The sequence below is a fragment of the Fodinicurvata sediminis DSM 21159 genome, assembly GCF_000420625.1.
Taxonomy (GTDB): Bacteria; Pseudomonadota; Alphaproteobacteria; order Kiloniellales; family DSM-21159; genus Fodinicurvata; species Fodinicurvata sediminis.
Genome location: NZ_ATVH01000018.1, coordinates 54,605 through 77,603 on the forward strand (window position 1 = coordinate 54,605; position 22,999 = coordinate 77,603).

Sequence of the window (22,999 nt, forward strand, 5' to 3'; positions counted from 1 at the left end):
GGCGCTTTTTTGAGGTGGCGATCATCGCTATAAGCAGACTATGGCTGAGCGCAAATTCTATATTCAACCCGATTTTATTGTCCCGCAGCACCCCCCCGGCAGCTGTCCACTCGCCGGCGGGCCCTACAGCTTCTCGCGTTGCATCAGGGCCTTGCGCGATGGACACGGTGTGGTCATGCGCGAGAATGTTTCCCTGGACGAGCTGGAAGGCGAGGAGAGCATCGACCTTGAACGCCTTAGGGCGCCACGTACCCCTTTCGCAGGCGTGGACATGACGGGGCCCAGCGTAATGGGGATCGTGAATGTAACGCCGGACAGCTTTTCCGATGGCGGTGAACGCTTTGCCACGGAAAAGGCCATTGCCGATGGCCTTGCCATGTGGGAAGCGGGTGTTGCCTTCGTGGATGTGGGCGGTGAATCCACGCGGCCGGGTGCTGAACCGGTTCCAGATACTGAAGAAAAGCGCCGGGTTCTTCCGGTAATTCAAGAATTGAGCGCGGCCGGTGTGCGCGTATCCATTGACAGTTATCATGCTTCTGTCATCGAGGCGGCTATTGAGGCCGGTGCGGCAGTTGTGAATGACATCACGGCTTTGACCGGAGATTCGCGCAGTCTGAAGGTTGTCGCTGAGAGTGGGCTGCCGGTTATCCTCATGCACATGCAGGGGCGGCCGCAGACCATGCAGAAATCGCCTGCCTATGACGATGTGACACTGGATATCTTCGATTTCCTGGAGCAGAGAATCACCTGCTGCCTTGAGGCAGGTATTTCAAGAGACCGCATCGCAGTGGATCCGGGTGTCGGCTTTGGTAAGACGCTCGACCACAATCTGGTGCTTCTCAATCGCTTGGCCACCTTCCACGCACTGGGGTGTCCGGTTCTGCTGGGGGCAAGCCGAAAAACCTTTATTTCACAGGTTTGCGGAAAGCTGGAACCGGGCGAGCGCGTTTCAGGAACCATGGCAACGCTTCTGGCCGGATGGACGCGTGGGGTGCAGATGCATCGCGTGCATGATGTGGACGAGGCCCTGCAGACCCTTAAGGTATGGCAGGCCATCGAAGGCGCTGTGGAAGGGTGAAGAGTTGGATATGTTTCAGGGCCATAAGCCAGGATAGAGGAAGCAGGCATGGGACGACGGCTTTTTGGAACGGACGGCATTCGCGGCCGTGCCAATCAGGAACCGGTAACGGCCACGACGGCACTGAAGCTGGCCATGGCGGCCGGTGCCCAGTTTGCACGTGGGCCGAAGCATAATCTGGTCGTCATCGGCAAGGATACGCGACTCTCCGGTTATATGCTGGAACCTGCGCTGACCTCCGGTTTCATTTCTGTGGGCATGGACGTGGTTCTGCTGGGGCCGATTCCGACGCCGGCCGTGGGTATGCTGACGCGCAGCTTGCGGGCGGATCTAGGTGTGATGATCTCGGCTTCACATAACCCCTTCGAGGACAATGGCATCAAGCTGTTTGGCCCGGATGGGTTCAAGCTGTCCGACGCGGTGGAGACGAACATCGAAACCGGAATGGAAGAGGATCCGGACAGGATTCGGGTATCTGGGGGAGAGCTTGGCAAGGCGCGGCGCCTGGAGGATGCACTGGGGCGTTACCTGGAATTCGTGAAAAGCAGCTTTCCCAGAGGATTGCAGCTTGATGGCCTGAAGATCGTCGTGGACTGCGCGCATGGTGCCGCCTACCGCGTGGCGCCCGATCTCTTCTATGAACTGGGGGCTGAGGTGATCCCGCTTGGAGTCGAACCGGACGGCTTCAATATCAATCTTGATTGCGGCGCCACGGCTCCTGACGCCTTGGCCGAGCGCGTAAGGGCGGAAGGCGCCGATCTGGGACTTGCACTGGATGGCGATGCCGACCGTGTCGTCTTCTGTGACGAAACGGGCCACCTGGTCGATGGAGACCAGGTTATGGGCCTCATCGCCCGCACCTGGAAACAGGCCGGGCGCCTCAACAGCCCTGCGGTTGTCGCCACGGTGATGTCGAACCTGGGTCTGGAACGGAGCCTGCAGGGCCAGGGATTGCAATTGCTGCGTACGCCCGTGGGCGACCGCTATGTAGTCGAACGCATGCGCCAGGATAACTGCAACCTGGGCGGTGAACCTTCCGGCCATATGATCATGAGCGATTTTACGACGACGGGGGATGGCCTGATTGCCGCATTGCAGGTCTTGGAAGCCCTGGTCTGTGATGGTCGGCCTGCTAGCGAAGTCCTGTCCGTTTTTGAGCCTGTTCCCCAATTGTTAAGAAATGTGCGTTTCAATGGGGGGCAGCCGCTTGAATCCGGCCCTGTTCAAGACGCGATCCGCGACGGAGAGGACAGGCTGGGCCAGGGGGGGCGGCTTGTGATCCGGAAGTCAGGCACGGAACCCTTGATCCGCGTGATGGCCGAAGGAGACGACGCAAGTCTTGTAAAGCAGGTCGTGGACGACATTGTCCAGTCGATTGCCGAGGTATAGTTGCCTAGGAAAGGAACATGACACGATGACAAAAGGCAGGATCCTGCTGATAGGCCGTTCCGACTGCCTGGGGGAAAAGGGTGTTCAGGCTGGTATCTGGACAGCCGGCGTTCATGGCCTGGCGGCTTCGACCGTTATCATGAACCTGACCGCACGTGACGAGGGCCGGAATTTCGATGAAACCGAATTGCCGGGAACCTTTATCGTCCGACAGGCAGAAGCCATCCTGGAATCGCAGAAAATAGACGTCGTGAAAGTCGGACGCCTTTCCTCGGAGGAACAGATCGAGGCAACCGCCCAGATTTTGGACGACAGCCGCCTGGCTGGCTGCCCTGTCCTGATCACGCCAGCCTTCTTTCGCGCAAATGACGAACCGGCACTCGGGGTGCGCGCCATTGCCCACTGGAAACGGCGCTTGGCCCACAGGGCACGGATGGTGGTTGTGACCGAACGTGAGGCGGATGCCCTTGGTGGTTTCCAGGCCGAGGGGCGTGAGGAACTGCCGCATGTTGCCGAAACCCTGGCCACGCTTGGCAGCGAGACTGTCCTTCTCAGTGCCCAGGATCCGGGAGGGGACGGGGGCCTCGATATCTTCCTGGATGCAGAGGGTGTCTTGTACCAGCGGGAATTTCCGGTGATGCGAGAAGGTGAGGCGGGACTCGATACGCCCAATTTTTCCACAGCGATGGCCTGTCAGTTGGCCTTGGGACACGAAAGCCGGGAAGCCGCACGTCGTGCCCGGGATTTCATAGTCTCTGAACAGAATGAGAGCGCGGCCTTGACTGATTTTGCGAGGATTCATGGAGGTTGAGCAAAAGCAATGAAGGGACGCGTCCTTATCATCGCGGGGTCGGACTCCGGAGGCGGTGCCGGGATTCAGGCGGATATCAAGACCGTCACGGCCTTGCAGGGCTATGCTGCCACGGCGATCACGGCGCTTACTGCCCAGAATACGCAGGGAGTCCACGGGGTTTTTGGCGTCGATCCCGATTTCATAGCCCAGCAGATACAGGTAGTCCTGCAGGATATTGGGGCCGATTCCCTGAAAACAGGCATGCTGCACTCGCCAGCGGTTATCGAGACGGTTGCACGTGAATTACAAGACTACTTTAAGAAGATTCCACTGATCCTTGATCCCGTTATGGTGGCGCAAAGCGGAGCCAACCTTCTGGAGCCGGAAGCCGTTGAAAATCTGAAAAATATGCTGCTGCCACTGGCAGATATCCTTACGCCCAATGTGCCTGAGGCCGAGAAGCTTACCGGCATGCAAATCGTCTCACCCGAGCAGATGCAGGTTGCGGCACGCAGTCTGTTGGAAATGGGGCCCCGTTCGGTCCTGCTGAAGGGCGGGCACCTTGAAGGCGAAATCCTCTACGATGTACTCGCGACTCCTGAAGGCGTTGAGGTCTTCTCGGATATGCGCATTGATACAAGGCAGACTCATGGAACAGGCTGCACCCTGGCTTCTGCCATCGCTACAGGGTTGGCGCAGGGACTTACCAGAAGTCAGGCCGTGGCACGCGCGCGTGCCTACCTGCAGCGTGCTTTGAAGACAGCCCCTGGTTACGGGCAGGGCGAAGGGGGTGTCGATCACGCCCATACGGTTGGCGCGTTCCAGTTAAACTGAAGCACTGGATGTGCACACATGCACACAGCATCTTTTGCGGGTTTTAATGTAGCTTAAACATCTTAAGATCGTTTAACTTGTCGACGGATCTTTCAAGATTCGGGTTATTATCTAACTGAAAAATAGATGTTCTTTTTCGGAATTTATCCGGCCCGATTGCACCGGGGCGGATTCCGTCGTTTGCGGATTATTTCCCCGAGCTGCGTTGACGCACTGCAACATCGGGCCTAGTATCCAGCCCTCAGCTATCGCTGAAGCGACCTATAAGCGCGAAGGAGCGCCATTTCACATGAATATGACTGTAAGCGCGGCAAACAAGCCTGCGACACGTCCTGCGAATCCAAATTTCTCTTCTGGACCATGCGCCAAACGGCCCGGTTGGTCCCTTTCTGCGCTGGAAGATGCCTTCACCGGCCGCTCCCATAGGGCCAAGGCCGGCAAGGCAAAACTGCAGGAAGTGATCGATCGCTCAAAGAGCATTCTGGGTCTACCAGAAGACTGGCGACTGGGGGTTGTCCCAGCGTCCGACACGGGAGCTGTCGAGATGGGACTTTGGTCTCTGCTTGGCGCGCGCGGTGTCGATTTGCTGGCCTGGGAATCCTTTGGTTCGGGCTGGGTGACCGATGTGGTCAAGCAGTTGAAGCTGGACGATGTCCGTCGGCTTGAAGCTGATTATGGGCAGTTGCCTGACCTGTCCTCCGTGGACGGCGACCGTGATATCGTCTTTACCTGGAACGGCACGACCTCAGGAGTCTGCGTACCGGATGCAGGCTGGATACCGGCCGATCGAAAGGGCCTGGCCATCTGCGACGCCACTTCGGCGGCTTTCGCCATGGAACTGGATTACAGCAAGCTGGATGTTGTGACCTGGTCCTGGCAGAAGGTTCTGGGCGGTGAAGGCGGACATGGCATGTTGGCCTTGAGCCCACGTGCTGTAGAGCGCCTGGAGAACTATACGCCGACCTGGCCCTTGCCGAAGATTTTCCGCCTGACCAAGGGCGGCAAGCTGAACGAGGGTATATTCCGGGGGGCTACCATAAACACACCTTCGATGCTTTGCGTCGAGGATGCCCTGGATGCCCTGAAATGGGCGGAGTCCATTGGTGGCCTGGAAACACTGGTCGCACGCTCTCGCGACAACCTGCAAGTTGTCGCCGACTGGGTGGCACAAAGTGAATGGGCCGATTTCCTGGCCGAGGAAGCGGGAAGTCGCTCGTCCACCTCCATTTGCCTCAAGATCGTCGATCCCTGGTTCACGGCATTGCCTGAAGACAAGCAGGCAAGCGTGGCCGATGGCATCGCGGCAAAGCTTGAGGAAGAGGGCGTGGCCCACGATATCAATGCCTACCGGGATGCGCCGGCGGGACTGCGTATCTGGGGCGGTGCCACGGTTGAACAGAGCGACATGAAGGCGCTGATGCCGTGGCTTGATTGGGCTTATGCCGAGGTTAAGGCAGCCAACGCCTGAAGCAGACGTCGAAGCCTCTCTTGAAACAGAATGGAAACCATTGATTCATGCCAAAGATCCTTATTGCAGACAAACTGAGCCCGCTTGCTGTCGATGTCTTTCGACAGCGCGGCCTGGAAGCCGATGTCCTCACTGGACTTTCGGAAGATGAACTGGTCGAGCGCATTGCCGATTATGACGGACTGGCAGTGCGTTCCGCGACAAAGGCGACGGAACGCGTCCTGGAAGCCGGCGCCAAGGGCAACTTGAAAGTTGTCGGTCGCGCCGGTATTGGTGTGGACAACATCGATATCCCGGCTGCGACGGCCAACGGTGTGGTTGTGATGAACACGCCCTATGGAAATGCCGTCACCACGGCCGAGCATGCCATCGCCATGATGTTTGCCATGGCGCGCCAGATTCCTCAGGCCAATGAATCCACACACGCCGGCAAGTGGGAAAAGTCCAAGTTCATGGGCACCGAGCTGACTGGCAAGACCCTGGGACTGATTGGTTGCGGAAATATCGGCACCATCGTCGCCGAGCGTGCACAGGGCCTGAAGATGAAGGTGGTTTCCTATGATCCCTTCCTGTCACTGGAACGCGCAAAGGATTTGGGCATTGAGAAGGTCGAACTGGACGATCTGCTGGCCCGTGCCGATCTCATCACGCTTCATGTGCCCCTGAACGACCAGACACGCGGGATTCTGGATGCTGAGACCATGGCCAAGTGCAAGGAGGGCGTGCGTATCGTCAACTGCGCGCGCGGTGGCCTGGTCGTCGAGGAAGATCTAAAGCAGGCACTGGACTCTGGCCAGGTTGCCGCAGCGGCCCTGGACGTCTTTGAGGTGGAGCCGGCCAAGGAGAATGCGCTTTTCGGTCATCCGAACCTTGTCTGCACGCCGCATCTTGGTGCCTCGACCAGCGAAGCTCAGGAAAAGGTGGCCGTCCAGGTGGCCGAACAAATGTCGGACTATATCCTGACCGGTGCGGTGACCAACGCCATCAACATGCCCTCGCTCAGTGCCGAGGATGCCAAGCATCTGGGGCCCTATATGTCCCTGGCTGAACAGCTGGGCTCCTTCGCTGGCCAGCTGACACGCACGGGCTTGCAGTCGGTGCGGATCGAGTATGAAGGGCATGTCGCCGGCCTGAACACCAGGCCCTTGACACAGACGGTGCTGGTCGGGCTTTTGCAGCCGATGCTGGATTCCGTGAACATGGTCAATGCGCCGATCATGGCTCGGGAGCGGGACATCGATGTGGCCGAGGTGAAGTACGAGCGGGACTGTGACTACCAGACCCTAATCCGGGTCACGATCGAGACCGAAAACCAGGAACGCTCGGTTGCCGGAACCCTGTTCGGCGGCAGCAAGCCGCGCCTCGTTGAGATCAAGGGCATCCAGGTCGAGGCGCAGTTGGGCAAGCACATGCTCTATCTGACCAATCAGGACAAACCCGGTGTGATCGGTGCCTTGGGGCGTATTCTTTCCGATGCCGGCTTGAACATCGCAACATTCCATCTGGGCCGAACCGAATTCGGTGGGGATGCCATCTGCCTGCTTGAGCTGGATGGCGATGTGCCGGCCCCCATCCTGAAGGAAATTCGCGCGCTGCCACAGGTGCTGCGGGCAGAACCCCTGCGCTTTTGAGCCGTCAGGCCATTTGACAGCTTCTGCGCGTCAAAAAACGCTGGAGCAGGGCCGTTTCATGTGGGATCAATGCCCCCGATTTTTACGGTCTATGGCAGTATGAACAGTGAAGCTACGGGCCGCTTGCGTTAAAGCAGGTCCGTGGCTTCACGTTCGTGTGTGGCTGGACGGGGCACAGGGCTTTGAACGGGCCAGGTGCTGTGCGCCAGACGCCGAAAGGATGGGGGGTATATGCACTCCGGCGACCCAAACGGTGCGAGGCAGGCTTTGCTGCCTGCTGGCCTGCAGGACATACTCTATCCGAATGCGGCCCATGAGGCGGCCATTGTGGAGAAGCTGATTCGCCATGTGAGCCGCCATGGCTATGAGCGCATCAAACCTCCGCTTATCGAATTCGAGGACAGTCTGCTGGCCGGCCCTGGGGGGCAGGTTTCGGATCAGACCTTTCGGCTGATGGATCCGGTCAGCCAGCGTATGATGGGCTTGAGGGCCGACATGACGCCCCAAGTGGCGCGTGTTGCCATCTCGCGACTGGCCCGGGAACCGCGGCCGCTGCGGCTTTGCTATGCAGGAGAGGTCCTGCGTGTGCGCGGCAGCCAGCTGCGTCCGGAACGACAGTTCACCCAGGTCGGTATGGAACTCATCGGAAGCTCCTCCTCGCGCGCCGATGCCGAAGCTGTCTTCCTGGCAGCAGATGCCTTGCGGACACTGGGTGTCGAAGAGTTGTCGGTCGATCTGTCCCTGCCGACCCTGGTAGGGCGGGTGTTCGATGCACTGGAACTGCCGGACAGCATGCAGCAGGAATTGCGTGCCGCCCTGGACAGAAAGGATTCTGCAGCGGTGCAGCAGGCGGCCGGCACGCATGCTGCCCTTTTCGATGGACTGTTGCGAGCCTCGGGGCTGGCCGAAGAGGCGCTGGAGCGCATTGGAAATCTGTCTTTGCCGGCTGCGGTGCGTGAAGAGATCGAGCGCCTGGCCCAGGTGATCGACGAGGTGCGAGTGATGACTCCTGACCTTGTCATGACCGTGGACTGCGTCGACCATCGTGGCTTTGAATACCAGACAGGCCTTTCCTTTACCCTCTTTGCCTCGGGTGTACGCGGAGAATTGGGGCGCGGCGGCCGTTACGACGCTCCGCGCGGGGAACAAGAGGGAGAACCTGCTATTGGCTTCACCCTTTTCATGGACTCCGTCCTACGAGCTCTACCGGCGCCCGCCCATGCACGGCGGCTTTTCCTGCCTGTGGATGCAGAAAGCGCGATTGCGACGGCTTACAGAGCGGCCGGCTGGGTTACGGTGGCAGCATTGGATGACGGGATTCATCCCGAAAGCGAAGCGCGCCGCCTGAATTGCACCCACATTCTTGTGGGGGACAAGATCGAGGAATTGGAGGACTAGGGTTTCATGGCCAACGTTGTGGTTGTCGGCTCCCAGTGGGGGGACGAAGGCAAGGGCAAGATTGTCGACTGGTTGAGTGAACGTGCGGACGTGGTCGTGCGTTTTCAGGGTGGACACAATGCGGGCCATACGTTGGTCATTGATGATGTGACCTACAAGTTGTCGCTTCTGCCATCCGGTGTGGTGCGGTCGGACAAGCTGTCCATCATCGGCAATGGCGTCGTGGTGGATCCCTGGGCCCTGATGGAGGAGATCGAGCGCCTGCAAGACCAAGGCGTACAGATTTCTCCGGACAATCTGCGCATTGCCGATAACGCTGCACTGATACTGCCTCTGCATGGACGCGTCGACCGGGCACGTGAAACGGCACGCGGTGGCAAGGCCATCGGGACAACCGGCCGTGGGATTGGTCCTGCCTATGAGGACAAGGTCGGCCGACGTGCCGTGCGTCTGTGTGACCTGGCAGATCCAGATCTGATTGCAGAGCGTGTTGATGCTCTGCTGGTTCATCACAATGCTCTGCTGCGGGGATTGGGCGAAGAGGAAATGGAGCGCGATTCCCTGATCGCGGAATTGCAGGCGATAGCCCCCAGGCTTCTGCCCTTTGCCTCACGTGTGTGGGCAACCCTTGATACCGCACGTCGCCAGGGAAGGCGTATCCTGTTCGAGGGCGCGCAGGGGGCCATGCTCGACGTGGATCATGGAACCTATCCCTATGTGACCTCCTCCAACACGGTTGGCGGGCAGGCCGCAGCGGGGTCAGGGACAGGTCCGCATGCCATCGATATGGTGCTGGGTATCACCAAAGCCTACACAACGCGTGTGGGGGCGGGGCCCTTCCCAACGGAACTGGATGACGAAATTGGCCGTCAACTGGGTGAGAAGGGCCGAGAGTTTGGTACTGTGACCGGGCGCCAGCGGCGCTGTGGTTGGTTCGATGCCGTTCTTGTGCGCCAGACAATCAAGACCGGCGGGATCGATGGCATCGCCTTGACCAAGCTGGACGTCCTGGATGGCATGGATGAATTGAAAGTCTGCGTGGGCTATGAAATCGACGGACGCCGCTATGACTACCTGCCCTCCCAGTCGCGCTTGCAGGAACGCGCCCAACCGCTCTACGAGACCTTCGAAGGATGGCAGCAGAGCACCCAGGGGGCGCGCTCATGGGCTGAACTGCCAGCCACGGCGGTTAAATACATTCGCCGCATAGAAGAGTTGATCGAGGCGCCTGTCACGTTGCTGTCCACCAGTCCCTCACGCGACGACACCATCGTGATGCGGGATCCATACGCAGGTTGATAGCTGTCGCTTCCCACCAGGCGCAGTCACGTTAACACTTAATTATCTCTATTGCGGTAAGACGGGGAGGGCTTTGCATAAAGTTCTTTCTATCCCGGAATCGTGGCTGTATCGGCAATGAGTGAGGCAACCGCCCAGAAGCGCAGCGAAGAACCTTCCGGCCAGTCGGCAAGGGGGGTTCGGTTGGAACCAGTCTTGCTTGGCAAGAACTGGGAAATCGACCCGCGTCAACCTTTGCCGCACCTCAATCAGCCCCATGCACGTGCCTTTGCGGCCAGGGACAAGCGTTTCCTCTCTTCCGGCAAGGCAGACAATTATTTTGCCTTGGTTTGCGAGGAATTTCTGTCGCCGCGCCTGGATACCATGCGCCATCTGAAGGGCGAGGATCTGGATCACCTCTTGCAGCCTGTCACCTTCGGTCTGATCGACTGGGGCATGCAGGAGGGGATGCGCCGGCCCGCCGTGGTCTTTGAGGAGCCTGTCGGCGAAAGAGTCCAGCAGTCACCCGATGAAGCCTTCAGCGCTTTCAATGAAGATGCTCTGACGCGAAAGGTTGTGCAGCCCCTGGTGCCCTTGCTGGAGAACATGGCGGAACGTGGTGTGACGCATCGAGCCATTCGGGCCAACAATATCTTCTGGCGCGATGCCGCGCATAACAGTGTCATTTTGGGAGAATGCGTGACGTCCCCGGCGGGCCTGGATCAGCCGGATGTCTACGAGCCCATCGAAGGTGTCCTGTCACGACCATCGGGTCGGGGCCCGGGTTCAATTGCCGATGATCTCTATGCCTTCGGGGTCATGCTGGTTTTCCTGCTGAACGGAAAGAACCCGGTCGAGGGAATGACCCGTCATGCCCTTGTTCAATCGAAAATCTCCCAGGGCACCTATGCCACGGTCGTGCGCAATCTGCGAACATCGTTGCCCATCATGGAATTGCTGCGCGGACTGCTCTGCGATGATCCGCGCGAGCGCTGGAGCCTTGAGAACCTCTCTATCTGGGCCAACGGGCGGCACCTCAGCCCCAAGCAGCCCAGCCTGCCGCAGAGAGGCGCCCGTCCCTTTACCTACCGGGATACCAAATACTGGAATCTGCGTTCACTCAGTGCCGCGATCGGAAGCGATTGGAAGGCCGCGCAATCCGAAATCGATGCACATGAGATCGCGGTATGGATCCGCCGTAGCCTGGGCGATGAGACCATTTCGGACAGAGTTCTCGAAACCACGGGACAGGTCCGCAAGAGCAGTTTCTCCGGCGCTTCGGAGTCCCTTTCGGACAAGGCACTTAGCCGCCTGCTGATGATCATGGATCCATCGGCTCCGATACGCTATCGCGAACTGTCAGTGGAGCCTGACGGTCTGACTCAGGCATTGGCCGTGGAATTCGAGACTCCGGGCTTTCAGGAACTGATCAGCGAAGTCATTGCCCGTCGCTTGCCGCAAAGCTGGCTGGAGGCGCAGCCACATACCTCGGCAGAACTTGGAGTGATGCAACGCACCTTCGAGGATCTCTACAATTATATCTCCCGGCCCTTGCCCGCATACGGGATCGAACGGTGCCTCTATCAGTTCAATCCAGGTTGGCCTTGCTTGAGTCCGCTGGTGCGCGAGGCCTATGTCACGGATGTAAAGCGCTTGCTGCCGGCCCTTGAGGCGCGCGCTTCAAGCAGCAGGGATGCGGAGCCACTGGACCGGCACATTGCCGCCTTCGCCTGTTCCCAGTTGGGGGATATACCGGAGCGCACCATTCTGGCCCTGGGAGAAACGACGACCGAAGCCGCACGAATCAGCGGGATTGTTCTCTTCCTGGCCGAGGTGGCCCAGAGAACGGATCAGCACCATCTGCCCAAGCTTGCGACCTGGCTGTCCGATTATCTCAAACCCTTTGTTGATTCCTTTCACAGCCGGCAGTTGCGCGAGGAACTTCAGCGGGCCATCGATTCCGCCGTGAAAGCCGGCAGCCTGCCGGACCTTGCGCGTGCTGTGGGCGATCAGGAACGACGCGAACGGGATGAGCGTGGATTTGATCTGGCCCGCCGCGAATACCAGGCCCTGGAACGCGAATGTCAGGGGCTTGAAGATGGCAAGTTGACCGATAGCGTCTTTGTATCCGCCCGGGCACGATCTGCTTCGGCTGTAGCAGCCGGCTTGGCGTCCGGGGTCGGACTGTTGTTCATGACCTTACTGTATGTGACCTAAAGGTACGAATCTTATGGTAGCACGTACAAACAAGGCTTCAGCAAACACCATCCAGGGCATGGAAGGTCAGCAGGCAGGGAAAGGCAAGGGAATCAGCTGGATGCGGCTGTCGGCCGGTGTCCTGTTGGGTATCCCTGCAATTGTGGTTCTATTTCCGACATTCATCCTCATCTGCGTCACGATGCTGCCCAGTCTGGTGGCTTTCATCACTGACAGGCAGCCCGGCCGGCATACGGCTTTGACGGTTTCGCTTCTGAACTTCTGTGGCGCCTTGCCATCGCTGGTGAAGCTCTGGGCCATGGGCCAAAGCCTGTCTGCAGCCATGGTGCTGATGGGGGATCTGATGGTCTGGCTGACAGCATATGGGGCAGCGGCGACAGGGTGGATGATCTTGATGCTGGCCGTGCCGGTTTGCCAGACCTATTACGTCATGATCACACAGTCGCGCCTGAAGCAGTATCGCCAACGCCAGGAAAAGCTGGTCCACGAGTGGGGACAGGAAGTCAGCGGCCTGACCGTGACGGACGACGATCCGGACAGAAAAACGGCGGAGCCAAGCTGATTCGGCTCCGCCGTACTTCCAGTTTTTGTAAACAGCCAGTTCCTATAAACAGAACCTGTTCGGTCAGTTGGCGGCGAGTTTTTCGTCCAGGGCCGCGTTCTTGATGGCCTTTTGCAGTTTTTCGAAGGCACGCACCTCGATCTGGCGTACGCGTTCGCGGCTGATACCGTATTCCTGGCTCAATTCCTCAAGCGTGGTGGCTTCTTCCTTCAGGCGGCGTTCCTGAAGAATATGCTTCTCCCGCTCGTTCAGGTTCTCCATGGCTCCGGCCAGGAGCTGCCGGCGCTTGTCCATTTCCTGCTGGTCACCAAGCAGGGTTTCCTGGTCTTCGGTTTCATCGGTCAGCCAGTCCTGCCATTCACCTTCGCCATCGATCCGTAGAGGCGCATTCAGGGAATGATCCGGGCTGGCCAGCCGGCGGTTCATGTTGATGACGTCCTGTTCGGGAACGCTGAGTTGCTCCGAAATGTGCGAGACCTGATCCGGGTTCATGTCCCCGTCCTCGATGGCCTGCATCTGCCCCTTCAGTTTGCGCAGGTTGAAGAACAGTTTCTTCTGCGCGGCAGTGGTGCCCATCTTGACCAAGGACCAGGAATGCAGGATGTACTCCTGGATGGCCGCGCGGATCCACCACATGGCATAGGTGGCCAGACGGAAGCCGCGTTCGGGGTCGAAGCGCTTGACGGCCTGCATCATCCCGACGTTGCCCTCGGAGATCAGCTCCGAGATGGGCAGGCCATAACCACGATAGCCCATGGCAATCTTGGCGACCAGACGCAGGTGGCTGGTTACCAGCTTGTGAGCGGCTTCGGTATCCTCACGATCCTGCCAGCGCTTGGCCAGCATGTACTCCTCGTCCGCATCGAGCATGGGAAACTTGCGGATTTCCTGCAGATAACGGGTCAGGTTGCTGTCGCTTGTCAGCGCAGGCAATTTTGAAGCAGAAGGTAAACCGGTCATATCCACGACTCCTTTACGACCCGGATATTTTCCGGCCGGGTCGATTCAAACCATACCAATATGGTCATGATTATTTTATAAGCATTCCAGAAGTTTGATCAAGTTTTTTAGGTCGCAAGGCAGATCTGTCGTAAAATCAATCCATTCTCCAGTTTCCGGATGTTCAAAGCCCAGCGTGCGGGCGTGCAGGGCCTGTCGCGGAAAGGCACACAAGGCAGTGGATAGCTGTTCGGGCAATTGTTTCAGAAGCGCCGGACGCCGGCGTCCGTAAAGGGGGTCTCCCAAAAGTGGATGTCCCGCGTGGGCCAGGTGAACGCGAATCTGGTGTGTCCGACCACTGTCGAGACGGCAGGACAGTTGGCTGACAGCTTCTGCGCCATAGCTGCGGATGCTGCGATAATGGGTGCGCGCCGGCTTCCCGCCTGTGCGCAGGACAGCCATTTTCTTTCGGTTGATCGGGCTTCGTCCGATATTGCCTTCAATCTCTCCCTCCCGCGGGTTCAGTGCACCCCACGCCAAGGCCATATATTCGCGCGACACCTGTCGGCTCGAAAACTGGCTGACCAGACTGTTGTATGCCGCCTCGCTCTTTGCTGCGACAAGGACACCGCTGGTGTCCTTGTCCAGTCGATGAACGATGCCGCAACGTTCCTCACCTCCCACCTGCCTGAGGCTGTCGCCGCAATGGGCCAGCAGGGCATTGACCAATGTACCATCAGGTGTTCCTGCTGCCGGATGGATAACCAGACCGGCAGGCTTATTGAGGACAAGAAGTTCCGAATCCTCGTGAAGGATATCCAGCTCCAAGGGCTGAGCTTCCAGACTCTGCTTGCGAGTCTCGGGGATCTCTATGGCAAAAGTTTGGCTGGATTTGACCCGCAATGAGGCCTCGACTATCGTCCTGCCATCATTCTTCAGGGCGCCCTGGGCGATCAGGGACTTGATCCGCCGGCGCGAAAGAGTGGGAAGCCTGTTCGCCAACAGCCGGTCGAGACGCATGCCGGCTTCCTCAGGTGCCACAAAGATTTCATGGCGCCCCGTTTCCGTCTCGCAGGCATTCGGCTTTTCGGTGTCGTCGGACATGCTTGACGGGTCGTGTGTGCGGTGCGCGAATGGGGGTTGTGATGACACGGCTTCGCCGGTGGCGCTCACTGATCTGATTATTCCGGAGAACAGGGATTCATGCACGCATTAAAGGCACTGGTCATCGCAATGGGCCTTCTGATCATTGTTGGGATGGGACTGGTCGTATGGGGCTTTGCGCGCCAGGCGACCCAGATGACCGAGAAAAGCGAAGATGCCAGGTCATCCGAAGACAGTTATTTTGAAACCCAGGTCGACTTGCCCAATGGCTGCACTGTGGACAGCCTCAAGAGTGACGGGCAGGGCGGCTTGCTGCTCCTGCTGAAAGGTCAAGGACGGGCAGGTGAGGCCTGCGCGCAGATCATCCTGTTGGATGCCGGTAACGGCGAAGTTCGTGGCCGTATAGGGCTGCAAGACGGCCAGTGAAAATTCTTGCAGTTGGCCAAGCGAAAGCGGTTGCCGAGCCCCAAGGATTTCTGTATATCCTCGCTCCCGGCCTGGACACAGCGTCCCCTTCGTCTAGAGGCCTAGGACACCGCCCTCTCACGGCGGCAACAGGGGTTCGAATCCCCTAGGGGACGCCAATTACCATAACGTTGCTGATAGCCTCTGGCCACCTGTAGGCCACAGCGACCTCCTAGCTTATTCCCGAAGATTACGGCCCCGGAATTGTCAGCGTCACAAGTATCGTGTTCTGCTCGTAACTGAATGAGGCTGGGATGTTGGAGTCCTTATCGAGATAGCTGTAGCGCAAACCGACAGTTGCCCAGTCCGTCGCTCTATACCGAACGCCGGCCCTCGCGTGCCAGGTTTCATCCTCGCGCTCAAAGGCGAAGTTGGTCCGAACGCTGGGGTTGTTGTAGTTGTATTTGCGATAGCCGCCGCCTGCGAACAAGGTGAGCTTGTCGAGCGGCCGTACGCGGCCGTCTAGACCAACGCCCCAACCGTGGTTCTCCGCGGAGGCACCTTCAGTCTGTTCCCGGGACAGGGAAACGTAGGGTGACAACTCTGCGCCTTCAGCCAACCCGTCAAACCGAAAGTTTTGCGAGAGGACTCCGCGGTGCAAGAGACCGTCGCGGTCTTCCTCTGCCACCGTATCGAACATGAAGTCTCGATGCGACAGCGTATAGCTTAGTGAAGTCTCGCTCCAATCCGTCTGCTGCCAGTGGAGCCCTATTTCTCCGCGCGTGCTAAAGACGTAGCTGTCGCCGTCGATGTTGCCGTATTCGGCCCCGATGCCAGCTGAGACCCGCCACGAGTCATCCAAATCATGTTTGGCCCTAAGGCCCAGATCGGTGAAGACCTCGTTGAATTCTTCACGGTCGGCGTGCAGCGCCCCATAAACGTTGCCTTCTGCTATGACACGGGTTGACTGGTTGTCGAACAGCACGCCCCAGGCGCTGAGGGCCGGCTCCAACTGGTAGTCGGATTCGTCCGGCGCCGAGCCCGGCGCGCTGTCCGAACGCAAGGCAACGTTGTCGTTGTAGCCAGCTTTGAGGGAGGCGCTGTAACCCCAGGAACCGGTTCCTCTCGAAGGATATGGCCGCGCAATCCGATCATAGCTATCCAACAACTCGCGGTCCTGTGCGAGAGAGCGTCCGCGGGCGATTTCTTCCTCGGCCTCCTCCTGACGATTCGCCAGTTTCAATGCGCCCGCCCGCACCGCCCGCACGCGGGCTTCAAGTTCCGGCGTAAGCTTTTCCGCTTCATCCAGCAAAGGCAGCGCTTCTTCCACCCTCTCCAGGCGGATCAGCGCGGTCGCCTGTCCGAGCCGGTTACGGCCGGTATCGGGTCCCTGACGCAGCTGGTCGAGCGCCGCACCAGGCTTGTCCACGCCCAGCAGCGCATCCCCGAGCGCCTGACGGACCAGAGGCTTGTCGCGACCGTGTTCGATCGCGAGCCGCAAGGCGCCCACCGCTTGTCCGTAACCCTCGACACTCAGCTGCGCAGCCCCCAGCAGTTGCCACAGTCGCCCGTCGTTTGGATTGGTTTCGGTAAGCTGGTCCAGTTCATTGATTGCAGCCTGCGGGTTCTCGCCCAGCAATGTTGCCAGTTCGCCATATGCGGGCGTTTGCGCCCGTTGTTGCCGGCCGTCGCGGGCCGGGTTGGCCGACGCCAACTGAATGCCGGGCGTGGCCTGTGCGCGTTGATCGTTTCGTCGAGCGCCCTGGTCGGTTGGCACGGCATCGGCCGCAAGCTGGGACGGCTGCACCGTCGCTAGATAGAGTTGACGCAATTCGGCCCGGATCGCCGAAACGTTGGGGCCCGAGCCGGGCGGCCCGCGCTCCTCCCATCGGTCCCCACGCTCTTCCCATCGGTTCATGTCAGGGAAACGGTCGAACTGATCTGCCCGGTTCTGATTGAAGGTCAGCCGCCCTAGGTTCGGACTCTCAAGCAAGGCCCGCGTGGCCGGGGACTGATCCGGTATTTCGGGCGGCAATTCCTGACCCTGCGCAAGGGATGCAACGACGGTTATGAAACCGGCTGCAACCGCGGCGATACTATTGGTTCCCTTTAATGGTGGTCTCGAACCGGCAAAAAAATCGAAACCAATGACTTCCAGACGGTCATCTTGTTTTGTTCCAACCGCCAAATGCACCCCCCAAGCAATATCTTTTATCGCAGGCTGAACCGAACGGCTTGATGGCTCACTGGTTTCTGAACTGTATGGACGATCTTTGGTTAGTACCCCGCTAGGGATCAGTTGCCGCGATGCGGATCAATGTAGCCGGGGTTCCAGACCGACAGCGGCAACGGCATGGCCGATTGCTGCATGGAGCCAGGCCGAACCGGCATCGTGGTCTTGTCCAGTTGGTTTAGGATATTCCACGGCAAGTCGAGATCAATCTTACCACCCTCCGGCTGGGCCGGCATCGTGGTGTTTGAGTTGTTTGCAGCGCGCTTGATATCCTCATCCGTATCATCGAAACGGTTGACAAGTTCCTTTTCTCCCTCCGTCAAGGGCGGACCACCGCGCTGACCGGGGGCCGGCAACGTATCGCCTTCATCTTTGTCGGCCTTGTCTTTTTCCTCGCTATCGTCGCTGCTATCGGAACTCGATGTGGAATTTGATTCGGACTCCGAATCGGATTCGTTATTGTCCTCCTGATCTGAGTCTGAATTGTCTTCGTTACTGCTCTCTTGCCCCGACTCTGAATCGTTTTCGTTACTATCCTCGTCACCTGACTGGGCTTCCTCGGCTTCTTCTTCTCCAAACACCATCGTTTCTTCGTCTTCGTCGCTACCGCCCTCCTGACCTGACTCCGATCCAGATACGGCTTCGTCTTCTCCAAACTCCATGACGTCACCGCCGGTGCCTTGGTCACCGGAATTATCCGTCGCTGTGATCTCTATTTCGCCGGTGTTCTCGTTGAATCCCCAGTCGTATTCGTCTCCTGTGATGGTATCGAGTTCACTGGCCTTGAATTTGTTGACGATGTTCCCCTCGCCGTCGGTTATAACAATGGTTTCGTCGCCCTGCATACGGCCGGACTCAGCCCCTGACGGGGCCTTGACACCGGACAGGCCGCCAAAGATTCCGCCGTAACCTGCACCGATGCGTCTACCGCTCTGTTTGCCAACGCCTGGCACAGCTAAGTACTTGCCAAGTTCACCTGTTGGATTGCCGGCTTCCCCCATCGGTCCTGATGGGATGACCTGATTGGCTAGCCGCCCGACAACCTCGGCTCCATAAATGTCGGGCTCAACACCGGGGTAAGGGCCCCAGCCCAGTTCGGTGCTGCCGATAGCGCCCGGTATGCCTGTCTCTTCAATATCCGCATCGCTATCCCAGTTCGGCTTGACCCCAGGGATTGCCACGTCGAATGCGGCCTCGCCTTCACCCTCGGCGGAGTCGTTGTCCTGGTTCTTTTTGTCTTCGTCATTGTCTGAAGAGCTGTCGTCATTCACTGCATCACGAGCGGTTTCCGAGCCGTCTTCGCCGCTCAGGTAGGCTTTGGTGACCGCGTCCTTGATTTCCTCACGGGCACGTTCCTCCTGGCGTTCCTGGATCGAGCCGTCTTCGCGGCTCTCCTGGTCGGCCCGGTTCTGCTGGCGGGTGTCGCTTTCCTGCCGTTCATCCAACCCTTCCTTGGCATCACGGGCGTATTCGGAGGCGGCATCCGACGCCAATTCCTCAGCCAGACTCCCTTCAGCCGTATCGCCATCTTGCGCCGTGGCCGGCACTGTTCCGGCGCCCATCAAGGCGACAACTGATGCGATGGTGATCGCGCTTCGCAGGGCACGTTGCGGCCGCGTAAACGCCGAACTCGCTCGCAGGATTTCACTTCGGGATGTCACCATGGCGCATCGGTGATCGCCACGCTGCGCCAGATCAGCATTTGGAGGGCCCGTCGTCCGCGTCATTACGATCCTCCCATCCGGCTCCTGTGCCGTTGATGGTGATCAGACAATACAAAAATCTATAAAAATTTATGGAATTGTGCTTACGAAACAGTGCGATGTCAAATATACTGTGAAACAGTGTATATAAGTGACAGCATGACAGATCTTGCAGGAAAGTGAAGATCACGGCCTCATTTTCCTTAGGAATAGCTGATCGCCGAATGCATCCGGCGCTAACGATGCGCGGTGCGCTCGGACCCTCGCGGGCGACCGGTTTGGGCCCAATCTTCGCTGCCAGTGATGTTTGTCGCACCGCATTCGAAGCAATACCAGGAACTGTCAGGGTCAAGCTTGGTGGGTGTTGGCTCGTCCGGCAGGCCACAGAGTCTCTAGTGCGCAGAAAACTTTACATTTCAGAGCTACAGGGGCTTTCCTCTGAGGGCCACGGATTCGCCTAAGTCATTGTTTATATTTATCTCCTGAAGCGTACAGGAATAGCTTGGCGCTAGGAGCTTGGGGGCGTGGCATACTTGTAACCAAGGTTGTGAAATGGACTTTGCCTCTGCATATTCGTCGTCCTGCCACCGAAACCGAGTCGATGGGAGATGGAGAGATGACTGCAAGCGCCGACACGCGAGACAGCCGCAAGACTGCCTATCAGCAGCCCCAGCCCACGGCGATGGTGCCCGACATCTTCGTGCAGGGTGCGCTCGCGTTGGATGGCAACGACGAGGCCTGGGTTCCGCAGGCCGATGGCGTCTGGTTCCGTCCTCTCGTGCTTTCGGTGAGTCAGGGGTATTATGTGAACCTGCTGCGTGTCCGTCAGTCCGGCATCCTGTCCCGTCACCGGCACACGGGGCCGGTGCATGCCTTCACCTTGCGGGGTGAATGGCACTACCTGGAGCACGATTGGGTTGCCCGCGAAGGGGACTATGCATTCGAACCCCCGGGAGAGACGCATACGCTGGTCGTTCCCGAGGGGGTCGATGAAATGGTGACGCTGTTTCATGTCACGGGCGGCTATACCTATGTCGATCCGAAAGGCAACGCGCTCGACTACGAGGATGTCTTCACCAAACTCGACAACGCGACCCGGCACTATGAAGCCATCGGCTTGGGGCGCGCGTACGCCGACAGCCTCATTCGCTAGGCGCGGCCGTGTAGAGCGTCCGCTCTGCTGAGCGGCGAGGCCGCAGAAGGCGCATGTTCCACAAGACGATCAGTGGTGTGATCAGGGCTGTTGGGCCCAACCAGCCGACCAGCTCGGGCAGGAAGGTCAGGTTGACCACCACCGCCGCGGTGATTGTCGCAATCGTCCCACCCAGCATGCGGGTCAGATGATGCGCGATGCGCTGCTTACCGGTCAAAGGTCCCTTGCGCCACTGGCGCAGGTCCGAGATGGCCATGCTCAATCCGATGGCCCCGAACACCAGCAGGATGATCGCACGGTCACTTCCCCCCGGTTCGGACATGCCCAGGAGGCTCCAACCTGTCATCGCCAGGGATGTTACGGTCATGAGGAGCGCCGCGCCAACATCGATTGGCCGGGTTTTTCCGTCACGCTGTTTGGCTGTCCGCCAACCGGTAAACACAAAATAGAAGCTGAATATCCCGATCCCCAACAGGAAGGCATTGGGGTGGACGAATACCAATGCGAGGGCCGTCAGTGATACGACCAGCATCGCCAGTACATAGATTGCTCCGGCCCGGCGGTGCAGGCGTGCTCCCTTGTTTGCCGCGACAGCCACGCCGGCGGCGCCTAGAGCCAGGAATCCCGAGAGGATATGAGGTACAAGCAGCAACTCGATCATGTCATCTTGTCCTTTGAAGCAACAGCTGTGGTCATTGGCGCGCATGGGCAGCGGCCGAACTGTGCGCCAGGGAATGCCGGGGGTTGAGGGTTTGGCTCAAGCAAAGCTGCGGGAAAGTCTTGTGAATTTCGTGAACGGCATCTCAGGTTCATTCGCGAAGCGTGAAGGGAAGGGGGGCTGGCTGATGCGTCTGGGGCCGCCGGTTGCTGTCGGTCTTTTACTGGGGGTGCTGGGGCCATTTGGCACCTACGATGCGATCGCCGTCCTGCCTCGATTGGTCTATTGGCTTTCCGTTGTCTCGCTGAACTGGTTGCTGTGCGACCTGGCGATTCGGCAAATAGATACGCGACTTTCCGACAGTCTGCCCGGGCGCCATCTGCTTGTTCCCCTGGGGGGTAGTTTCCTGGTTTCCCTGCCAGCGACCGCTGTCGTTCACATGGCAAGTTCCATTGCCGGCCTGGCTCGAGACAGCAATCTCCTGGAGCTATACGGAAAGGTGCTTCTGCTGTGTGCCGTGATTTCAATGGTGGGCTATAGAGCAAGCCGACGTGAAAGTGACGATAAGGCTGGCCTGGCGCCTGTGGCAGGTCAGCGAATCGATGACAGGGAGGCCCCGCTGTTCTTCGATCGCTTGAGCAAGCCGTTGCAAGGAGAGCTGTTGTGCCTGGAGATGCAGGATCATTACCTGGCTGTTCATACCAGCGAAGGCAGCGAATTGATTCTCTGCCGCATGGAGGATGCGGCCCGCGAACTGGATGGTGTGGGCCAGCGTGTCCACCGTTCGTGGTGGGTTGCAAGCGCCGCCGTTGCTGGTGCGGAACGACATGGCCAGCAGCAACGTCTCAGGTTGACTGATGGCCGTCTTGTCCCCGTTGGCCGAACCTATCGCACGAGACTGAAGGAACGCGGATTTCTGTGACGACTCCCTCTAGGCCAGAAGAGTGGGCTTGCACGTTCGAATACGCCTTTGCATGCGCAGGTGAGGGCCTATCCGTCATTTTTTGAAGGAAGGCTCTGGTTTGAGTGCCTTGCTGTGGCTAGACTGGAAATCAGTTCACTAAAGGCCATTTCAGTAAGCTGTGCAGATCGGCTGCATGGCGATCCGCAGATGGCAAATCCTTCTCCGGACAAGAACACAGGGAGAATCCGGATGACTTTCAAGAGTTTCAAGACCGCCCTTTTCGCAGCGACCCTGAGTGCAGGGTTCGCAACATCCGCAGTCGCCCAGGACAGTGTCACGGTGGCGTCCAAGATCGATACGGAAGGCGAACTTCTGGGCAACATGATCCGGGTTCTCCTGGAGGATGCAGGGATCGAGGTCGAAAACCGCATCCAGCTGGGGCCAACGAACGTGGTGCGTGAAGCCATTACCGCTGGCGAAATCGATATCTATCCCGAGTATACCGGCAATGGTGCCTTTTTCTTCGGCATGGAAGACAGTGATGTCTGGAACAACGCGGATGAGGCCTATGAAACGGTAAGCGAGCTGGATCTGGAGGAAAACGGGATCGTCTGGCTTCAGCCGGCCCCGGCCAACAACACTTGGGCCATCGCCGTACGCCGTGATGTGGCCGAGGCAGAAGGTCTGGCAACTATGGAGGATTTCGGGCGCTGGGTGTCCGAAGGCGGTGAGGTGAAGCTGGCGGCATCGGCCGAGTTCGTGACCACGCCGAATGCACTGCCGGCTTTCCAGGAAACCTATGGTTTTGAACTGGATGGGGACCAGCTCCTGGAGCTGTCCGGTGGAAATACGGCCACCACGATTCGTGCGGCCGCTGAAGGCATGAATGATGCAAATGCGGCCATGGCCTATGGCACAGACGGCGCCCTGTCCGCTGTTGGCCTGGTGGTGATGGAGGATACGAAGGGTGTGCAGTTCGTTTACGAGCCGGCCCCCATCGTGCGCCAGGAAGTCCTGGATGCCCATCCGGAAATCGCGGACCTTCTCAACCCCGTATTCGAAAGCCTCACTCTTGAAACCCTGCAGGGTCTGAACTCCCAGATAGCCGTTGATGGCCTGGATGCGCAGCAGGTGGCACAGGACTATCTCGAGGAGAACGATTTCCTGGATTGATGGACGACATTTCCGGACCAAGGTTTTGGCAGTGAGTGAGCCGCTGGCCCGTTTCGTCGAAACCTTGGTCTTCAGCGTT

Annotated in this window: 19 protein-coding genes and 1 tRNA gene; 15 read left to right on the top strand and 5 right to left on the bottom strand. The window is 58.8% G+C overall.

Annotated features, from left to right (window positions below; genetic code table 11):
• The first annotated feature begins 40 nt into the window (after positions 1 to 40).
• The 10 genes from folP to G502_RS21635 all read left to right on the top strand — a co-directional run bounded on the left by folP (position 41) and on the right by G502_RS21635 (position 12,648).
• The gene (gene folP / locus G502_RS20650) at positions 41 to 1,078 is read left to right on the top strand and encodes a dihydropteroate synthase (protein ID WP_022729579.1); all 1,038 of its coding nucleotides are present in this window, start codon (positions 41 to 43) and stop codon (positions 1,076 to 1,078) included.
• A 48-nt stretch (positions 1,079 to 1,126) separates the two neighbouring features.
• The gene (gene glmM / locus G502_RS0115425; RefSeq protein WP_022729580.1) at positions 1,127 to 2,467 is read left to right on the top strand and encodes a phosphoglucosamine mutase; all 1,341 of its coding nucleotides are present in this window, start codon (positions 1,127 to 1,129) and stop codon (positions 2,465 to 2,467) included.
• Positions 2,468 to 2,492: 25 nt separating this feature from the next.
• Positions 2,493 to 3,278 (top strand): bifunctional hydroxymethylpyrimidine kinase/phosphomethylpyrimidine kinase, encoded by a 786-nt coding sequence (locus tag G502_RS0115430; RefSeq protein ID WP_022729581.1) that lies wholly within the window; start codon positions 2,493 to 2,495, stop codon positions 3,276 to 3,278.
• Positions 3,279 to 3,287: 9 nt separating this feature from the next.
• Positions 3,288 to 4,094, top strand: a complete 807-nt coding sequence (thiD, locus tag G502_RS0115435; RefSeq protein ID WP_022729582.1) for a bifunctional hydroxymethylpyrimidine kinase/phosphomethylpyrimidine kinase — start codon at positions 3,288 to 3,290, stop codon at positions 4,092 to 4,094.
• A gap of 295 nt (positions 4,095 to 4,389) precedes the next feature.
• Positions 4,390 to 5,562: a phosphoserine transaminase gene (locus G502_RS0115440; RefSeq protein ID WP_026989557.1), complete on the top strand. Its 1,173-nt coding sequence runs from the start codon at positions 4,390 to 4,392 to the stop codon at positions 5,560 to 5,562.
• Between the two features lie 47 nt (positions 5,563 to 5,609).
• Positions 5,610 to 7,193 carry a phosphoglycerate dehydrogenase gene (gene serA / locus G502_RS0115445; protein WP_022729584.1) on the top strand — a complete coding sequence of 528 codons (1,584 nt, stop codon included), beginning with the start codon at positions 5,610 to 5,612 and terminating at the stop codon, positions 7,191 to 7,193.
• Positions 7,194 to 7,424: 231 nt separating this feature from the next.
• Positions 7,425 to 8,591, top strand: a complete 1,167-nt coding sequence (locus G502_RS0115450; protein WP_022729585.1) for an ATP phosphoribosyltransferase regulatory subunit — start codon at positions 7,425 to 7,427, stop codon at positions 8,589 to 8,591.
• Between the two features lie 6 nt (positions 8,592 to 8,597).
• Entirely contained in the window at positions 8,598 to 9,890 is a 1,293-nt protein-coding gene (locus tag G502_RS0115455; RefSeq protein ID WP_022729586.1) for an adenylosuccinate synthase, read from the top strand.
• Positions 9,891 to 10,007: 117 nt separating this feature from the next.
• Positions 10,008 to 12,086: a protein kinase family protein gene (locus G502_RS0115460; protein ID WP_022729587.1), complete on the top strand. Its 2,079-nt coding sequence runs from the start codon at positions 10,008 to 10,010 to the stop codon at positions 12,084 to 12,086.
• 13 nt (positions 12,087 to 12,099) lie between these two features.
• Positions 12,100 to 12,648: a hypothetical protein gene (locus tag G502_RS21635; RefSeq protein ID WP_022729588.1), complete on the top strand. Its 549-nt coding sequence runs from the start codon at positions 12,100 to 12,102 to the stop codon at positions 12,646 to 12,648.
• Positions 12,649 to 12,711: 63 nt separating this feature from the next.
• Here G502_RS21635 and rpoH read toward each other — a convergent pair whose 3' ends face one another.
• Positions 12,712 to 13,608: an RNA polymerase sigma factor RpoH gene (gene rpoH / locus G502_RS0115470; RefSeq protein ID WP_022729589.1), complete on the bottom strand. Its 897-nt coding sequence runs from the start codon at positions 13,606 to 13,608 to the stop codon at positions 12,712 to 12,714.
• 75 nt (positions 13,609 to 13,683) lie between these two features.
• Positions 13,684 to 14,691, bottom strand: coding sequence for an RluA family pseudouridine synthase (locus tag G502_RS0115475; protein ID WP_022729590.1), 1,008 nt, complete (start codon positions 14,689 to 14,691; stop codon positions 13,684 to 13,686).
• Between the two features lie 99 nt (positions 14,692 to 14,790).
• Here G502_RS0115475 and G502_RS0115480 point away from each other — a divergent pair, with 99 nt between their 5' ends.
• Positions 14,791 to 15,117: a hypothetical protein gene (locus G502_RS0115480; RefSeq protein WP_026989560.1), complete on the top strand. Its 327-nt coding sequence runs from the start codon at positions 14,791 to 14,793 to the stop codon at positions 15,115 to 15,117.
• Between the two features lie 82 nt (positions 15,118 to 15,199).
• Positions 15,200 to 15,275, top strand: a tRNA-Glu gene (locus tag G502_RS0115485).
• Positions 15,276 to 15,346: 71 nt separating this feature from the next.
• Here the strand turns inward: G502_RS0115485 and G502_RS0115490 are convergent.
• Both G502_RS0115490 and G502_RS0115495 read right to left on the bottom strand, forming a co-directional pair.
• Complete coding sequence (locus G502_RS0115490; RefSeq protein ID WP_026989561.1) at positions 15,347 to 17,284, bottom strand: outer membrane beta-barrel protein; 1,938 nt, start codon at positions 17,282 to 17,284, stop codon at positions 15,347 to 15,349.
• A 107-nt stretch (positions 17,285 to 17,391) separates the two neighbouring features.
• The gene (locus G502_RS0115495; protein WP_022729593.1) at positions 17,392 to 19,056 is read right to left on the bottom strand and encodes a hypothetical protein; all 1,665 of its coding nucleotides are present in this window, start codon (positions 19,054 to 19,056) and stop codon (positions 17,392 to 17,394) included.
• A 592-nt stretch (positions 19,057 to 19,648) separates the two neighbouring features.
• Between G502_RS0115495 and G502_RS0115500 the strand changes: the two genes are divergently transcribed.
• Positions 19,649 to 20,185, top strand: a complete 537-nt coding sequence (locus G502_RS0115500) for a 2,4'-dihydroxyacetophenone dioxygenase family protein (protein ID WP_026989563.1) — start codon at positions 19,649 to 19,651, stop codon at positions 20,183 to 20,185.
• Here G502_RS0115500 and G502_RS20660 read toward each other — a convergent pair.
• Positions 20,175 to 20,846, bottom strand: a complete 672-nt coding sequence (locus tag G502_RS20660; protein ID WP_022729595.1) for a DUF2306 domain-containing protein — start codon at positions 20,844 to 20,846, stop codon at positions 20,175 to 20,177. The genes G502_RS0115500 and G502_RS20660 overlap by 11 nt on opposite strands.
• Before the next feature lie 91 nt (positions 20,847 to 20,937).
• On the opposite strand from G502_RS20660, the gene G502_RS0115510 reads away from it, so the two are divergent.
• Complete coding sequence (locus G502_RS0115510; RefSeq protein ID WP_162140994.1) at positions 20,938 to 21,765, top strand: LytTR family DNA-binding domain-containing protein; 828 nt, start codon at positions 20,938 to 20,940, stop codon at positions 21,763 to 21,765.
• A gap of 231 nt (positions 21,766 to 21,996) precedes the next feature.
• Positions 21,997 to 22,920 carry a glycine betaine ABC transporter substrate-binding protein OsmF gene (osmF, locus tag G502_RS0115515; protein ID WP_022729597.1) on the top strand — a complete coding sequence of 308 codons (924 nt, stop codon included), beginning with the start codon at positions 21,997 to 21,999 and terminating at the stop codon, positions 22,918 to 22,920.
• The last annotated feature ends 79 nt before the right edge of the window (positions 22,921 to 22,999 follow it).

Excerpts from the sequence above, each read along its gene's own strand:
- folP (WP_022729579.1), top strand. The coding sequence starts at position 41 with ATGGCTGAGCGCAAATTCTATATTCAACCCGATTTTATTGTCCCGCAG.
- glmM (WP_022729580.1), top strand. The coding sequence starts at position 1,127 with ATGGGACGACGGCTTTTTGGAACGGACGGCATTCGCGGCCGTGCCAAT.
- G502_RS0115430 (WP_022729581.1), top strand. The coding sequence starts at position 2,493 with ATGACAAAAGGCAGGATCCTGCTGATAGGCCGTTCCGACTGCCTGGGG.
- thiD (WP_022729582.1), top strand. The coding sequence starts at position 3,288 with ATGAAGGGACGCGTCCTTATCATCGCGGGGTCGGACTCCGGAGGCGGT.
- G502_RS0115440 (WP_026989557.1), top strand. The coding sequence starts at position 4,390 with ATGACTGTAAGCGCGGCAAACAAGCCTGCGACACGTCCTGCGAATCCA.
- serA (WP_022729584.1), top strand. The coding sequence starts at position 5,610 with ATGCCAAAGATCCTTATTGCAGACAAACTGAGCCCGCTTGCTGTCGAT.
- G502_RS0115450 (WP_022729585.1), top strand. The coding sequence starts at position 7,425 with ATGCACTCCGGCGACCCAAACGGTGCGAGGCAGGCTTTGCTGCCTGCT.
- G502_RS0115455 (WP_022729586.1), top strand. The coding sequence starts at position 8,598 with ATGGCCAACGTTGTGGTTGTCGGCTCCCAGTGGGGGGACGAAGGCAAG.
- G502_RS0115460 (WP_022729587.1), top strand. The coding sequence starts at position 10,008 with ATGAGTGAGGCAACCGCCCAGAAGCGCAGCGAAGAACCTTCCGGCCAG.
- G502_RS21635 (WP_022729588.1), top strand. The coding sequence starts at position 12,100 with ATGGTAGCACGTACAAACAAGGCTTCAGCAAACACCATCCAGGGCATG.
- rpoH (WP_022729589.1), bottom strand. The coding sequence starts at position 13,608 with ATGACCGGTTTACCTTCTGCTTCAAAATTGCCTGCGCTGACAAGCGAC.
- G502_RS0115475 (WP_022729590.1), bottom strand. The coding sequence starts at position 14,691 with ATGTCCGACGACACCGAAAAGCCGAATGCCTGCGAGACGGAAACGGGG.
- G502_RS0115480 (WP_026989560.1), top strand. The coding sequence starts at position 14,791 with ATGCACGCATTAAAGGCACTGGTCATCGCAATGGGCCTTCTGATCATT.
- G502_RS0115495 (WP_022729593.1), bottom strand. The coding sequence starts at position 19,056 with ATGACGCGGACGACGGGCCCTCCAAATGCTGATCTGGCGCAGCGTGGC.
- G502_RS0115500 (WP_026989563.1), top strand. The coding sequence starts at position 19,649 with ATGACTGCAAGCGCCGACACGCGAGACAGCCGCAAGACTGCCTATCAG.
- G502_RS20660 (WP_022729595.1), bottom strand. The coding sequence starts at position 20,846 with ATGATCGAGTTGCTGCTTGTACCTCATATCCTCTCGGGATTCCTGGCT.
- osmF (WP_022729597.1), top strand. The coding sequence starts at position 21,997 with ATGACTTTCAAGAGTTTCAAGACCGCCCTTTTCGCAGCGACCCTGAGT.